Here is a 13,442-nt window from a genome sequence, read left to right on the forward strand (position 1 = left end):
CGTCTCCTATTTGGCGGTGAACCCGCCGTCGACGTAGAGCACCTGCCCCGTCACGTAGTCCGACGCGGGCGAGGCCAGGAACACGAGCGGCCCGGCGAGATCCTCGAGCCGGCCGTTGCGGCCGATCGCCGTCTGGCGGGCGAGCGCCTCGGCGCGGGCCGGATCGCCGAAGACCGGGGCGGTCAGCTCGGTGGGGAAGTAGCCCGGCGCCAGCGCGTTGCAGGTCACGCCCCGCGCCGACCACGCCTCCGCCATCGCCCGGGTGAGCTGCGCGACGCCGCCCTTGGCCGCGCCGTAGGGGATCGAGTTCGGCATCGCCCGCTCGGACTGGAGCGAGGCGATGTTGATCACCCGCCCCCAGCCCTTCTGCATCATCGCCGGCGCCAGCGCCTGGGCGAGGAAGAAGGGCGCGGCGAGATTGAGGTCCACCGTGCGGTCCCAGCTCTCCGGGGTGATGGCGTCCCACGGCTCGCGGAGGTTCACGCCCGCCGCGTTGACGAGGATGTCCGGCGCGCCGAAGGGCTCGGCCGCCCGCGCCGCCACCGCGTCGAGCCGGTGGTGATCGCCGACGTCGGCGACGAGGGCGGCCGCGCGCCCGCCGGCGGCCTCGATCGCCGCGACGGTTTCGGCGAGCCGATCCTCCCGGCGCGCCAATGCGACGACCCGCGCGCCGGCCTCGGCGAGGGTCGCGGCCAGCGCCTGCCCGATGCCGGAGCTCGCGCCGGTGACGACGGCGACCCGCCCGGCGAGGTCGAAGGAGGGGCGCATGTCAGGCGTCCGCGCCGGACTTGGCCGAGCCGTATTTGGCGATGCGCACGTCGGCGGTGCGCGCGTGGGCCTCCATGCCCTCGAGCCGCGAGATCCGCGCCGTCACGGCGGCCACCTCGACGGAGGCCGCGCGGCTCATGCGCTGCCAGGTGACCGTCTTGAGGAACTTCGCCACCGAGAGCCCGCCGGTATAGCGGCCCGCGCCCATGGTCGGCAGGATGTGGTTCGGCCCGGACGCCTTGTCGCCGTAGGCCACCGTCGTCTCCTCGCCCAGGAAGAGCGAGCCGTAGTTCCGCAGGCGGTCGTGCCACCAGGCGAGGTCGGCGGCCTGGACCTCGAGATGCTCCGAGGCGTAGGCGTCGCTCACCGCGGCCGCCTCCTCGCGCGTATCGCAGACGATCGCCTCGCCGTAGTCGCGCCAGGCCGCCTCGGCGAAGCCGCGGTTGGGGTCCGGCAGCGCGGCGATCAGCTCCGGCATGCGGGCGATCACGGCATCCGCCAGCGCGCGCGAGGTGGTGACGAGCCAGGCGGGGCTGTTCGGCCCGTGCTCGGCCTGGCCGACGAGGTCGATGGCGACGATTTCGGGATCGGCGGTCTCGTCGGCGATCACCATGATCTCGGAGGGACCCGCCACCATGTCGATGCCGCAGCGGCCGAACAGGATGCGCTTGGCCTCGGCCACGTACTGGTTGCCGGGCCCGACCAGGATGTCGGCCGCGCGGCCGGTGAAGTGCCCGTAGGCGAGCGCCGCGATGGCCTGGACGCCGCCGAGCGTCAGCACGGCGTCGGCGCCGCACTGGCCGAGCGTGTAGAGCACCGCCGGGTGGATGCCTTCCGGCCCGCGCGGCGGCGAGGCCGCCACGACGAAGGGCACGCCCGCGGCTTTCGCCGTCGTCACGCTCATGATCGCGGAGGCGACGTGGGCGAAGCGCCCGCCGGGCACGTAGCAGCCGGCGGTCTCCATCGGGACGTGGCGATGCCCGGCCTCGAGCCCCGGCGCGAGCGTGACCGAAAGGTCGTTCATGCCCCCGCGCTGCGCCTCGGCGAAGCGGCGCACCCGGTCGTGGGCGAAGCGGATGTCGTCCTTGAGCTGCTGCGAGACGGCGGACGCCGCGTCCTCGATCTGCGCGCGCTCGACCAGAATCTCGCCGGTCCAGCCGTCGAGGCGCTCGGCCAAGGCGCGGGTCGCGGCCTCGCCGCCGGCCTCGAGCTCGGCGAGGAGCTGGGCCACGCGGGCGCGGGTCTCGCCCTCGTCGGTGCGGGCGGTCTTCGAGGCGGATTTCAGATGGACGACGGCCATCGCGAGAACTCCCGGAGCGTGAGAATCAGAAGGCCCACAGCGACAAGGCGGGCACGTAGGCGAGAAGCAGCACCACCGCGAGCATGCCGAGCACGTAGGGGATCGCGCGGGCCGCGATCGAGAGCACGGGCGTGCCGGTGATGCCGGAGATGACGAACAGGTTGAGCCCGAAGGGCGGGGTGATGAAGCCGACGCCGAGCGCCGTGATCATCAGGACGCAGAAATGGATCTCGTTCATCCCGATCTCCTGCGCGAGCGGCAGGAGGAGCGGCGCCAGGATGACGATGTTCGGCGTCGTCTCCATGATCAGGCCCGCGAGGATGAGGATGCCGACCATGATCAGGATGATGACCATCGGCTCGGGGCTGATCCCGGTCATCGTCGCGACGAAGGCCTGCGGCACCTGGAGCGCCGCGAGCGCCTGGGAGAGCGGCAGCGAGATCGCGATGATCGGCAGGATGATTCCGTTCACCTTCGCCGACGAGACGAGCATCTTCGGGAAGTCCGAGAGCCGCAGCGTGCCCTGGGCGAGGCCGATGACGATGGTCAGCGTGACCGCCACCGCCGCGGCCTCGGTGGGGGTGAAGATTCCCGAATAGATGCCGCCGAGGATGATCACCGGCACGAGCAGCGCGTAGCGCCCGTCCACGATCGCCCGGCCGAGGCGCGCGAGCGAGAAGCCGACGGCGCCGTTCTCGTAGCCGTGGATGCGGTTCATCACGAGGTTGGTCGTGAGGATCGACAGCAGGATCATCAGCCCCGGGATCGCCGCGGCGAGGAACAGCGTCGAGGCCGAGATGCCGAGCACGAGGCCGATGACGATGTAGGCGATGGAGGGCGGGATCAGGATGCCGGTGCAGGCGCCCGACGCGACCAGCGCGCAGGCGTAGGGCTTCGGGTAGCCCTCGCGCACCAGCCGGTCGATGGTCATGCGCCCCACCGCCGCCGCGCCGGCGGCGTCCGAGCCGGAAATGCAGGCGAAGAAGCCGCAGCCCAGCACCGTCGCCGAGCCGAAGCCCGAGCGCACGCCCCCGGTCAGCGCCTGGGCGACGTCGAGGAGCTTCTCCGAGAGGCCGGTGCGGACCAGAACGTCGCCGGTGAGGATGAAGAGCGGCACCGCGATCAGCGCGAAATGGTCGATGCCCTGGAAGAGCGAGGCGCCGACGAGGGTCATCGGCAGGGTCTCGGTGAACCACAGGATGCCCACGACGCCGAGCCCGAGCGAGACCCAGACCGGCACGCCGACGAGGATGAGGACGAGGATCGCGATCAGCGGCCCGTAGAAGCCGAAGCCGAGATCGGCGAAGGAGGCCTGCTCCATCTGCTGCCAGAGCATCGTGTCCTCCTCAGGCGATCGGCTGCGAATGCGCGGCCTTCGGGGCGGCGCCCGTGCGCAGGCGGTGCAGGTCGCCCGCGAGGCATTGCAGCACCCGGAAGGTCATGAGCGCGAAGCCGAGCGGCACGGCGACCAGGAACCAGGCCATGCTGATGCGAAGCCCGTGCGTCACCGAGCCGAACTCGAGCGAGGTCACGACCGGGCGCACCGACCAGTAGAGGCAGATCAGCGCCAGCGCGAGCGTGCACAGGTCGGCGAGCACGTCGAAGGCCGCCTTCACCCGTGGCGGCGTGCGGCTGACGAGGACGTCGATGCGGATATGCGCGCGCTCCCGCACTGCGGCCGAGGCGCCGATCCAGGCGAGATAGATGAAGGCGTAGCGCGCCACCTCCTCGCCCCAGACGCTCGAATAGGACAGGAGGAAGCGCCGGGCGACCTCGATCGAGATCGCCGAGACGATCGTCCCGTAGAGGACGAGGAGCAGCCAGCGCTCGCCGTTCTCGTCGAGCGCGCGCAGCATGCGCGCCGCACGGCCGGCGCGGGGCTTCGAGAGGGTGTCCGACATGATGTCCGCCCGGATTGGAGCCGGAAGGGACGGGGGGCGCGAGGCCCCCCGCCGAGGTGCGACGCCGGCGCTCAGGCGTCGTTGGTCAGGCGTCGTTGGTCAGGCGTCGTGGACGTAGTAGCCGCCGTCCGTCTCCGCCGCCTCGCGCAGGCGCTCGAAGGCCTCGATGGAGCCGGCGAGCTCGGTCTTCACCGAATCCCACTCGGAGCGCTGGTGGCCGGCGCGCTCGGACCATTGGGCGAGCTCGTCCTCGGTCGGCGCGTAGAAATCGACGCCCGACTTCGAGAGCTCGGACATGGCGTAGGCGCGCGCGGCGGGGACCTTGGCGAGGTTCTGGCGGAAGGTGGTCTCGGAGGCGAAGTCGATCGCCTCCTGCAGCTCGCCGTCGAGCGCATCGTACCAGGCCTTGTTGCAGGAATAGACCTGCGCGTCGGGCACCGATCGCACCAGCGTGATCGACGACAGGATGTCCTTGAAGCCGAAGACGTACAGCGCGCCGACCGACGGATCGAGCGCGTCCGCGACGCCCTGCTGGATGGCGGAGGGCGTCTCGCCCCAGGCGACCGGCGTCGGGTTGGCGCCGAGCAGCCGATAGAATTGCTGCAGGATCTGCGAGCCGGGCACGCGGAACTTGATGCCCTGGATGTCGTCGGGGGTGCGCACCGGCCCCTCGACGCCGCGGCCCACGGCGACCGTGCGCGGGTCGATCGTCACGTACCAGAGCGGCTTGAAGCCGCGCTCCTCGACCTTGGGGTTCACCTCGTTCCTCCAGGCGGCGGAGGTGACGAGGTTGGCGAATTGCTGGTTGTCGCCGCACCAGTACGGGATGTTGATCAGGTCGACCACGGGCGCGAAGGGCGCGAAGTTCGACAGCGAGTGCTGGGCGCACTCGATCGTCCCCTCCTGGACCGACTGCGCCAGCGCGCTGCCGGTGCCGAGCTGCCCGTTGGGGGCGAGGCGCACGTAGATGCGCCCGTTCGACATGTTCTGGAGGTTCTCCTTGAAGTCGAGCTGCATGATCGGATAGCTGCGGTCGGCCGTGATGATGTAGGCCGTCGCCACCGTCATGGTGCGCTCCGCCGCCTGCTGGCGCTCGCGCTCCTCGTTGGCCGTCTGCGCGACGGCCTCGTCCGAATGCAGGAAGCCGCCGGCGGAGGCGATCACCGCCGTGGTGAAGCCGAAGGTGCCCGCCACCTGGAAGAAGCGCCGGCGCGTCAGCGCGGGCGTCTGCGTGGGGTTCTCGGGGGCGTTGCGGCGATCGTCGTCTTTCATGTCGTTCCTCCCTCGTGTCCTGGTCGGCTCTAGGCGGCCTCTCGGGTCGACGCGGCCGCCCGCTCGCGCTCCGCCGCCCGCTCCCGGGCGAGAACGGAGACCGTGAACGCGACGACCGCAGCGAAGAGCAGGAGGAACTCGGCCACGCCCGGCACGCCCGTTCCGTCGAGGCGGCCGAGATCCACCAGCACGCGGCCGGCGATCACGTTGGCGACGAAGAGCCCGAACAGGACGGCGGCGAGCGCGAGCGAGGCCCGCGCGAGCGGCGACGTCTGCGGCGGCTGGGACGTGCGGCCCCGTGCCATGGCGTTCTCCTCCTGGTGCGCGATTTTTGTAAGCGCTTACATGAGAGGCTAGCAGCCTCGTGACGCTTGTCAAGCGGTCGCGATCGTTCTAGCTCCGGACGGACGACCATACAAAGGGACGCGCGCAGGTGGACGAGACGGGCAACGACAGCGCCGTCGCCGAGACTGGTCGAAAGCGCTTTCAAGCGCAGCCGACGCTCGCCGACGTGGCCGCGGCCGCCGGCGTCTCCACGGCGACCGTCTCGCGCTGCCTGAACGCGCCGGCGAGCGTGCGCGCCGCGACCCGCGCCCGGGTCGAGGACGCCGTGCGCCGGCTCGGCTACGAGGCGGACGCCACCGCGCGCGCCCTCGCCTCCCGCCGCAGCCTGACGATCGGCGCCATCGTTCCGACCCTCGACAACGCCATCTTCGCCGCCGGCATCGAGGGCCTGCAGCGGGCGCTCGCCGCGGAGGGCTACACGCTGCTCATCGCGAGCCACGAGTACGACCTCGAGCAGGAGCTGGCGCAGGCGCGCACCCTGCTCTCCCGCGGCATCGACGGGCTGTTCCTCATCGGCAAGGACCATCATCCCGAGCTGCGCGCCCGCGCCGCCGCGCGCGGCGCGCCGATGGTGCTGGGCTGGACCCTGAGCGAGACCGAGCCCTCCATCGGCTTCGACAATGCCCGCGCCGCGGCGGCGCTCGCCGATTACCTATGGTCCATCGGCCACCGCCGCTTCGGCATGATCGCCGCGCCGACGGCGGAGAACGATCGCGCCCGCGAGCGGCTGGACGGCGTGCGCGCGGCGCTGGCGCGGCGGGGCTTGGCGCTCGATCCGGCCTGCGTCGTCGAGCGCGCCTACGGGCTCGAGGAGGGGCGCGAGGGCATGCGCGCGCTGATGGCGCACGCGCCGCGCCCGACGGCGATCGTCTGCGGCAACGACGTGCTCGCCTTCGGGGCGATGTTCGAGGCGCAGGCCATGGGTCTTTCCGTACCGGAAGACGTCTCCGTCGCCGGCTTCGACGACCTGCCGCTGGCCGCCCAGCTCGGGCCGGGCCTCACCACCGTCGGCGTGCCGGCGAGCCTGATCGGCGCGCGCGCCGCGGAGCACCTGATCCGCCGGATCTCGGGACAGACGGTGGCCACCGCCACCGAGGTGCCGACGCGCCTCATCGTCCGCGGCTCGACGGCGCCGCCGCCGACGGGATCTGCGCCGCAGCCGACCTGAACGATCCCGATCGCGCGGCCGGACGTCCACAGGCGCCCGACGCTCTCATTCGCCCAGGAGGGCGAGGATCTCCGCGCGCGTCGGCATGGCGGGGGCGGTGCCGGGGCGGGTGACCGAGATCCCCGCCGCGGCGCAGCCGAAGCGCACGGCCTCCACGGGCGCGCGACCTTCCGCGAGCGCGGTCGCGAAGCCGCCGGTGAAGGCGTCCCCCGCGCCGGTCGTCTCCACCACCGCGCCGACGCGGAAGGCCGGCACGTGCTCGCTCACCCGCCCGTCGTGGTAGAGCGCGCCGTTCTCGCCGAGCGTGATCACGGCCGCTCCGACGCCGCGGTCGAGCAGCGCCTGCGCCGCCCGGCGCGCCTCCTCGACGGAGCCGACGGGCAGGCCCGTGATCTCCTGCGCCTCGGTCTCGTTGGGCGTCACGACATCGCACAAGGCGAGCGTCGCGTCGGCGAGGGGGGCGGCCGGCGCGGGATTGAGGATGGTGCGCGCGCCGCCCGCGCGGGCGATCTCGAGGGCGCGGATCGCAGCCTCCATCGGCTGCTCGAGCTGGGTGACGAACACCGCGGCCCCGCCGATCAGCCCGGCCTGCGCCTCGATGTCGGCGGGCGCGATCGTCCCGGCGGCGCCCGGGGCGACGATGATGGCGTTGTCGCCGGTCTTCGCGTCGACGAAGATGTAGGCCGCGCCGGTGTAGCTCGTTTCGTCCTGCGTCACGGCGGGCGTGACGCCGGCCTCGGCCCAGGTGGCGAGCGCCATCTCGGCGAAGGTGTCGCGGCCGAGCTTCGAGACGATATGCACCGCGCCGCCCGCCCGCGCGGCGGCGACCGCCTGGTTCGAGCCCTTGCCGCCGGGCCCGAGCGCGAAGCTCTCGCCGAGGATGGTCTCGCCCATGCGCGGCTGGCGGGCCGCCCGGTAGGAGGTGTCGGCGACGAAGACGCCGAGGATCACGATGGTGCCGGTCATCGCCCGCTCCTCACGCCTCCGGAGGGATCACGCCCTTGCGCAGGACGAAGCAGCCGTAGAACCGGCGCTCGCCGGTCTGGATCACGGCGTAGGACCGGCGCGCGCGATCGTAGAAGTCGAAGCGCTCGATGCCGATCATCGGCCGCGGGCGGCCCTCGGCGGCGTCGATCGCGGCCTGGACCTCCTCCTGGACCGGCGGGATCGTCCGCGGCTCGCCCACGACCTCCATGCGCCCGGCGAAGTCGTCGACGAAGGTGTCGAGCGGCATCACCGAGAGGATCGCGGCGATCGCCTCTCCGGCGGTGAGGTTGTCCATGCGCAGCAGCCGGCCGAGCACCGTCGCGCGGGCGACCGAATCGGAGGGGAAGTTCGTGTCGGCGACGACGAGCGCATCGCCGTGGCCCATGGCGCGCAAGGCGTAGAGCACGTCCGCGCCGAGGCGCGGGTCGATCCCTTTCAGCATGCGGTGTCCTCCCTGCGGGCGTCTCGCGCCGGGCGTCTGGTGGGGCTTCTCACGGGGCCCGATCGCGAAAGCCTAGCGCCGAGGCGCAACCGCGGCAATCGCCGCGCTCACCCGAGCCGTGCGCCGCTCGCCTGGTCGAACAGGTGGACGCGCGTCGGGTCGGGGGCGAGCGTGATCGGCGCGCCGGGATCGAGCGCATGGCGCTCGCGGAAGACGGCGGTGATCTCGCGGCCGGCGAGGCGCACGATGGCGTGGGTCTCCGAGCCGGTCGGCTCGACGACGGCGATGGCGCCGGCGAGCCCCGTCTCGGCGATGGCGAGGTGCTCGGGGCGCACGCCCAGCGTGACGCGCCGGCCGTCCTCGAGATCGGGTCCGTCCGCGACCGGCAGACGGGCCCCGCCGGCCTCGACGACGAGGCCTCCGCCTTCGCGCCGGACGGTCCCGTCGAGCAGGTTCATCGCCGGCGAGCCGATGAAGCCCGCGACGAAGACGTTGGCGGGCCGGTCGTAGAGGGCGAGCGGCGCGCCGACCTGCTCGATGCGCCCGCCCTGCATGACCACGATCGTGTCGGCCATGGTCATGGCCTCGATCTGGTCGTGGGTGACGTAGACCGTGGTCGTGCGCAGGCGCTGGTGCAGCTCCTTGATCTCGGCGCGCATCTGCACGCGCAGCTTGGCGTCGAGGTTGGACAAGGGCTCGTCGAACAGGAAGACCTGCGGATCGCGCACGATGGCGCGGCCCATGGCGACGCGCTGGCGCTGCCCGCCGGAGAGCGCGCGCGGGTAGCGGTCGAGATAGGGCGTGAGCCCGAGCACCTCGGCCGCCTTCTCGACGCGGGCCCGGATCTCGGCCTTGTCCATGCCGCGCAGCTTGAGCGCGAAGCCCATGTTCGCGGCGACCGTCTTGTGCGGGTAGAGCGCGTAGTTCTGGAAGACCATGGCGATGTCGCGCTTGGCCGGGGGCAGGTTGTTCACCACCCGGTCGCCGATGGCGATGCTGCCCGAGGTGACGCCCTCGAGGCCCGCGATCATGCGCAGCAGCGTGGACTTCCCGCAGCCCGACGGGCCCACCAGCACGACGAAGCGGCCGTCCTCGATGTCGACGTCGATGCCGTGGATGACCTCCACCTCGCCGTAGGCCTTGCGCAGCGATCGAATCGTGACCTCGGCCATCCCGCCCCATCCGTCGTTTTCGGTCCGCTTCCATCAGGACTAGCGGAGGGGTGCGGGCGTGTCCACGGGACGAGTACAGGAACGATCACGATGATTGACAGCGTGAGCTGTCCCGGTGATCGTATTCGCAGCGTGGCCGGCCGCGGCTTGCTGCGCTGCAACAAGAAAAAGCGGGAACGGTCACGAATCACAACGAGCGACGCGCGCCCGCGCCAGGGCGGCGCGCGCCCGACGCCCCATGCGCGTCGCACCGAGGGAGGACTCTGCCGTGAAGGTCGAACTCTATGAAAGGCTCATGCGCGCCGGCATGACCCGGCGCCGGCTTCTGCAGGGGGCCGCGAGCCTCGGCGCCGTCTCGGCGCTGGGCGGGCTCGGCTCCGCGCTCGGCGCGCGCCCCGCCGCCGCGCAATCCGGCCTGCGGGCCGAGATCCTGAAGATCCCGGGCGTCGGCATGGGCTCGCCGACGGACGCCGACTGGCAGAAGGTGGGCGAGCTCTGCCTCGGGCCGATCAAGGAGGTCGTGCAGGAGGGCGAGTTCGAGGGCGTCGAGCTGACCTTCATGGGGCTCAACAACCAGAACCTCCACAACTTCCTCTTCCGCGGCTTCCTCAAGCCCTGGGAGGCCTACACGGGCGCGCGCATCAACTGGATCGACCTCGCCCAGGCGGACTACAACGCCCGCCTCCAGCAGTCGATCGCCACCGAGACGGTGGATTTCGACATCCTCGAGATGGGCGCGCCCTTCGAGGGCGACGTCTGCGGCCGGGGCCTCGCCGACGAGATGCCGGACTGGGTCAAGTCGCTGATCGACATGGAGGATTACGTCGGCTACCTGAAGGAGCCCGTCGGCACCTGGGACGGCAGGACCTACCGCATCTCCATCGACGGCGACTGCCACAACTTCAACTACCGCAAGGACTATTTCGAGAACGAGGACTTCGCCCGCGCCTGGGCGGAGGAGGGCCACGAGGGCCCCTGGGAGCCGCCGACGACCTGGCGGAAGGTCAACGAGGTCTCGCAGTTCCTCGCCGGCAAGACCGACCCGCTCACCGGCCTTCCCGCCCACGGCTATCTCGACCCGCTCAAGGGCTGGGGCGGCTTCGCCTTCTACTTCCTCGGCTCGCGGGCGACGGCCTACGCCAAGCACCCGGACGACCCGGCCTGGCTGTTCGATCCGGACACGATGAAGCCGCGGGTGAACAACGCCGCCTGGGTGCGCGCCATCCAGGACGTGATGGACATCATGGCGACGCAGCCGCCGGACCAGATCAACGCCGATCCCGGCACCACCGCCTTCCAGCAGTTCCTCGCCGGCACCGGCGCGATGGTGTCGTGGTGGGGCGACGTCGGCGCCTCGGCGAAGACGTCCGACACCTCGGTCGTCGGCGACGTCACCGCCTTCTCGATCCTGCCGGGCTCGGACGAGGTCTGGAACCACGCCAAGGGCGAGTGGGAGACGCTGGCCTCAGGCCCCAACTTCGCGCCGAACATGGCCTATATCGGCTGGGGCATCTACGTGATGAAGCGCGCGGCCTCCGACGAGAGGAAGCGCAAGGCGGCCTGGTCGGCGGCGGCGCATCTCGGCGGCAAGGACATCTCGCTGTGGTGCTCGGCCTATCCGTCCGGCTTCCAGCCCTACCGCAACTCCCACTTCAACGTCCCGGAATGGACCGAGGCCGGCTACGACGAGCTGTTCATCAACGACTTCCTCGCCTCGCAGTCGGAGAGCTACAACCACCCGAACGCGGCGATCGAGCCGCGCATCCCGGGCATCTTCCAGTACTACTCGGTGGCCGAGGACGAGCTCGCCAAGATCTATGCCGGCCAGTACGGCTCGGTGCAGGAGGGCGCCGACGCCATCGCCGCCGCCTGGGAGCGCATCACCGACCAGATCGGCCGCGAGAGCCAGATCGCGCTCTACCGCGCCTCGCTGGGCCTGTGACGCGAGACGCCGATGGCGCGGCCGGCTCGATCCGCCGGCCGCGCGTCCCCGATACCGACCCGGAAAGCCCGTGAGCACCGACGTCGCTTCCCTTCACGTCGTCACAGCCGACGACATCTCGGACCGCCGCCGCGCCTTCGGGCGGGGCCTGATCCGGGGCTCGTTCGCGCTCCTCGCGCTCGTCGGCGTCCTTCAGGCGCTCGACGTCGCGGGCGTGATCGCGATCGGCTTCGAGACCTGGCGGCCCACCCTCTACGCCTACCTGCTCTGGGCCGTGTGCCTGTGCGCGGGCCAGGTGATCGTCAACGGCGAGCAGGGCAAGCGCGCGCTCTTCGTCCTGCCGGCGGCGCTCTTCGTCGTGTCGATGGTGGTGTTCCCGCTCCTGTTCGGGCTCTCCATCGCCTTCACCGACTGGAACCTGTCCTCGCTCGACGGCGCGCGGTTCAACGGCCTCGACAACATCCGCCAGATGTGGGGCGACCCGTTCTACTGGAACGCGCTCCTCAACATGGTCTGGTACACGCTGGCGATCCTCGTCGAATACGCCATCGCCTTCGGGCTCGCGTTGATCCTCGCCTCGCAGATCCGCGCGCGGAAGTTCTTCCGCGTCGCCTTCCTCCTGCCGCTCATGCTCTCGCCGGTGGCGGTGAGCTGGATGATCGGCAAGTCGATGCTGGAGAACCGCTTCGGGCCGATCGCCCGGCTCGGGCGCTGGCTCGGCTGGGACAGCCCGTCCTTCTACGGCTCGCCCGAGATCGCCCGCGCCACGATCATGATCATGGACGCGTGGACCTTCATCCCGCTGATGATGATCATGCTGCTCGCGGGCCTCCAGGCGATCCCCAAGGACCTGCAGGAGGCCGCCAGGGTCGACGGGGCGAGCGCCTGGCAGAGCTTCTGGCAGGTCACCTTCCCGCTGATGCTGCCGGTCTCGCTCACCGCGATCCTGATCCGGATCATCTTCAAGCTGAAGCTCGCCGACATCGTCATCAACGTCACCGCCGGCGGCCCCGGCGGGGCGACCGATACGGTGACGAGCTTCATCTTCCGCGAATATCGCGACCGCTCGAACGTCGGCTACGGCACGATGCTGGCGATGATCTACCTCGTCGTCATCGTGATCGCCATGACGGTGCTGATGAAGGTCGCCGCCCGCTTCACCCGTCCGAGGACCTGAACCATGGCGCAGGGAACCGAGACCCTGGCGGCGGCGCCCGCCGAGAAGGTGCAGATCTTCCACGATTCGGAGGCGGACCGCGCCTATCGGGCCAAGTGGTGGCTCGGGCGCTTCGCAGTCTACGGCGCGCTGTCGCTGTGGGCGCTGGTGTGCCTGTTCCCGATCTACTGGACGATCACGACCTCCTTCAAGATGGCGCCCAACGTCATGCAGGGCCACCTCGTGCCCTTCCTCGACTACGAGCCCGCCTGGCTCGGCTGGCGCTCGCTCGGGCTCTCGCCCGAGACGATCGGCGCCGAATCCACCGTGCGCGCGGAATTCCTCAAGCGCTTCGTCAACTCGGCCATCGCGGCTCTGGCCTCCTCCACGCTCGCCGTGGCCCTGGGCTCGCTCGCGGCCTACGGCCTCTCGCGCTTCACCTTCCGGTTCGGGCCGATGAGGAACGACGACATCTCGTTCTTCTTCCTCTCGCAGCTGATCCTGCCGCCGGTCGTGCTCGCGCTGCCCTTCCTCGTCCTCTACAAGGAGCTCGCGCTCCTGGACACGCGGCTGGGGCTGATCCTGCTCTACACCCTCACCGTCCTGCCGATCGTGGTGTGGATCATGCGCGACCAGTTCGCCTCGATCCCCACCGAGCTCGAGGAGGCGGCCCTCGTCGACGGGCTCTCGATCTGGGGGGCGTTCGCGACCATCATCCTGCCGATCGCCCTTCCGGGCATGGTCGCGGCCTTCATCCTGTCGCTGGTGCTCACCTGGAACGAGTATTTCTTCGCCGCGCTGCTGACGAGCACCAACGCCGTGACGCTGCCCGTCATGGTGGCGAGCCAGACGGGGTCGCAGGGCATCAATTGGTGGTCCATGGCGGCCTTGTCCTTCGCCGCCATCCTGCCCCTGATCGTCGTCGGCATCCTGCTGGAGCGCTTCATCATCAAGGGCATGGCGGCGGGCGCGGTGAAGTGAGACGCGCA

General features: G+C 70.9%; 13 protein-coding genes. 4 read left to right on the forward strand and 9 right to left on the reverse strand.

Annotated features, from left to right (window positions below; all coding sequences use genetic code 11):
- Window positions 1–6: 6 nt before the first annotated feature.
- The 6 genes from ABL310_RS20855 to ABL310_RS20880 all read right to left on the reverse strand — a co-directional run bounded on the left by ABL310_RS20855 (window position 7) and on the right by ABL310_RS20880 (window position 5,546).
- The gene (locus ABL310_RS20855) at window positions 7–768 is read right to left on the reverse strand and encodes an SDR family oxidoreductase (RefSeq protein WP_349368916.1); all 762 of its coding nucleotides are present in this window, start codon (window positions 766–768) and stop codon (window positions 7–9) included.
- A 1-nt stretch (window position 769) separates the two neighbouring features.
- Window positions 770–2,068: a histidinol dehydrogenase gene (gene hisD / locus ABL310_RS20860; RefSeq protein ID WP_349368917.1), complete on the reverse strand. Its 1,299-nt coding sequence runs from the start codon at window positions 2,066–2,068 to the stop codon at window positions 770–772.
- 25 nt (window positions 2,069–2,093) lie between these two features.
- Window positions 2,094–3,404 carry a TRAP transporter large permease gene (locus tag ABL310_RS20865; protein ID WP_349368918.1) on the reverse strand — a complete coding sequence of 437 codons (1,311 nt, stop codon included), beginning with the start codon at window positions 3,402–3,404 and terminating at the stop codon, window positions 2,094–2,096.
- Between the two features lie 10 nt (window positions 3,405–3,414).
- Window positions 3,415–3,969: a TRAP transporter small permease gene (locus ABL310_RS20870; RefSeq protein WP_349368919.1), complete on the reverse strand. Its 555-nt coding sequence runs from the start codon at window positions 3,967–3,969 to the stop codon at window positions 3,415–3,417.
- A gap of 99 nt (window positions 3,970–4,068) precedes the next feature.
- Window positions 4,069–5,241, reverse strand: a complete 1,173-nt coding sequence (locus ABL310_RS20875; RefSeq protein ID WP_349368920.1) for a TRAP transporter substrate-binding protein — start codon at window positions 5,239–5,241, stop codon at window positions 4,069–4,071.
- Between the two features lie 29 nt (window positions 5,242–5,270).
- Window positions 5,271–5,546, reverse strand: a complete 276-nt coding sequence (locus ABL310_RS20880) for a hypothetical protein (RefSeq protein ID WP_349368921.1) — start codon at window positions 5,544–5,546, stop codon at window positions 5,271–5,273.
- Window positions 5,547–5,674: 128 nt separating this feature from the next.
- On the opposite strand from ABL310_RS20880, the gene ABL310_RS20885 reads away from it, so the two are divergent.
- The gene (locus tag ABL310_RS20885) at window positions 5,675–6,754 is read left to right on the forward strand and encodes a LacI family DNA-binding transcriptional regulator (protein ID WP_349368922.1); all 1,080 of its coding nucleotides are present in this window, start codon (window positions 5,675–5,677) and stop codon (window positions 6,752–6,754) included.
- A 45-nt stretch (window positions 6,755–6,799) separates the two neighbouring features.
- Here the strand turns inward: ABL310_RS20885 and ABL310_RS20890 are convergent, their stop codons facing one another.
- The 3 genes from ABL310_RS20890 to ABL310_RS20900 form a co-directional block, all read right to left on the reverse strand.
- A complete protein-coding gene (locus ABL310_RS20890; RefSeq protein WP_349368923.1) occupies window positions 6,800–7,720 on the reverse strand; it encodes a ribokinase in 921 nt (306 codons plus the stop codon).
- Between the two features lie 10 nt (window positions 7,721–7,730).
- Entirely contained in the window at window positions 7,731–8,183 is a 453-nt protein-coding gene (locus ABL310_RS20895; RefSeq protein ID WP_349368924.1) for an RbsD/FucU family protein, read from the reverse strand.
- A gap of 107 nt (window positions 8,184–8,290) precedes the next feature.
- Window positions 8,291–9,355 (reverse strand): sn-glycerol-3-phosphate ABC transporter ATP-binding protein UgpC, encoded by a 1,065-nt coding sequence (locus ABL310_RS20900; RefSeq protein WP_349368925.1) that lies wholly within the window; start codon window positions 9,353–9,355, stop codon window positions 8,291–8,293.
- A gap of 268 nt (window positions 9,356–9,623) precedes the next feature.
- Here ABL310_RS20900 and ABL310_RS20905 point away from each other — a divergent pair, with 268 nt between their 5' ends.
- The 3 genes from ABL310_RS20905 to ABL310_RS20915 all read left to right on the forward strand — a co-directional run bounded on the left by ABL310_RS20905 (window position 9,624) and on the right by ABL310_RS20915 (window position 13,434).
- Window positions 9,624–11,297, forward strand: coding sequence for a sugar ABC transporter substrate-binding protein (locus ABL310_RS20905; RefSeq protein WP_349368926.1), 1,674 nt, complete (start codon window positions 9,624–9,626; stop codon window positions 11,295–11,297).
- A 70-nt stretch (window positions 11,298–11,367) separates the two neighbouring features.
- Window positions 11,368–12,474, forward strand: coding sequence for a sugar ABC transporter permease (locus ABL310_RS20910; protein ID WP_349368927.1), 1,107 nt, complete (start codon window positions 11,368–11,370; stop codon window positions 12,472–12,474).
- Between the two features lie 3 nt (window positions 12,475–12,477).
- Window positions 12,478–13,434: a carbohydrate ABC transporter permease gene (locus ABL310_RS20915; RefSeq protein ID WP_349368928.1), complete on the forward strand. Its 957-nt coding sequence runs from the start codon at window positions 12,478–12,480 to the stop codon at window positions 13,432–13,434.
- Window positions 13,435–13,442 lie beyond the last annotated feature (8 nt).

Origin of the sequence: Salinarimonas sp. (assembly GCF_040111675.1) — a bacterium.
Lineage (GTDB): Bacteria > Pseudomonadota > Alphaproteobacteria > Rhizobiales > Beijerinckiaceae > Salinarimonas.

Excerpts from the sequence above, each read along its gene's own strand:
- ABL310_RS20890 (WP_349368923.1), bottom strand. The coding sequence starts at position 7,720 with ATGACCGGCACCATCGTGATCCTCGGCGTCTTCGTCGCCGACACCTCC.
- ABL310_RS20915 (WP_349368928.1), top strand. The coding sequence starts at position 12,478 with ATGGCGCAGGGAACCGAGACCCTGGCGGCGGCGCCCGCCGAGAAGGTG.
- ABL310_RS20855 (WP_349368916.1), bottom strand. The coding sequence starts at position 768 with ATGCGCCCCTCCTTCGACCTCGCCGGGCGGGTCGCCGTCGTCACCGGC.
- ABL310_RS20875 (WP_349368920.1), bottom strand. The coding sequence starts at position 5,241 with ATGAAAGACGACGATCGCCGCAACGCCCCCGAGAACCCCACGCAGACG.
- ABL310_RS20900 (WP_349368925.1), bottom strand. The coding sequence starts at position 9,355 with ATGGCCGAGGTCACGATTCGATCGCTGCGCAAGGCCTACGGCGAGGTG.
- hisD (WP_349368917.1), bottom strand. The coding sequence starts at position 2,068 with ATGGCCGTCGTCCATCTGAAATCCGCCTCGAAGACCGCCCGCACCGAC.
- ABL310_RS20880 (WP_349368921.1), bottom strand. The coding sequence starts at position 5,546 with ATGGCACGGGGCCGCACGTCCCAGCCGCCGCAGACGTCGCCGCTCGCG.
- ABL310_RS20895 (WP_349368924.1), bottom strand. The coding sequence starts at position 8,183 with ATGCTGAAAGGGATCGACCCGCGCCTCGGCGCGGACGTGCTCTACGCC.
- ABL310_RS20865 (WP_349368918.1), bottom strand. The coding sequence starts at position 3,404 with ATGCTCTGGCAGCAGATGGAGCAGGCCTCCTTCGCCGATCTCGGCTTC.
- ABL310_RS20870 (WP_349368919.1), bottom strand. The coding sequence starts at position 3,969 with ATGTCGGACACCCTCTCGAAGCCCCGCGCCGGCCGTGCGGCGCGCATG.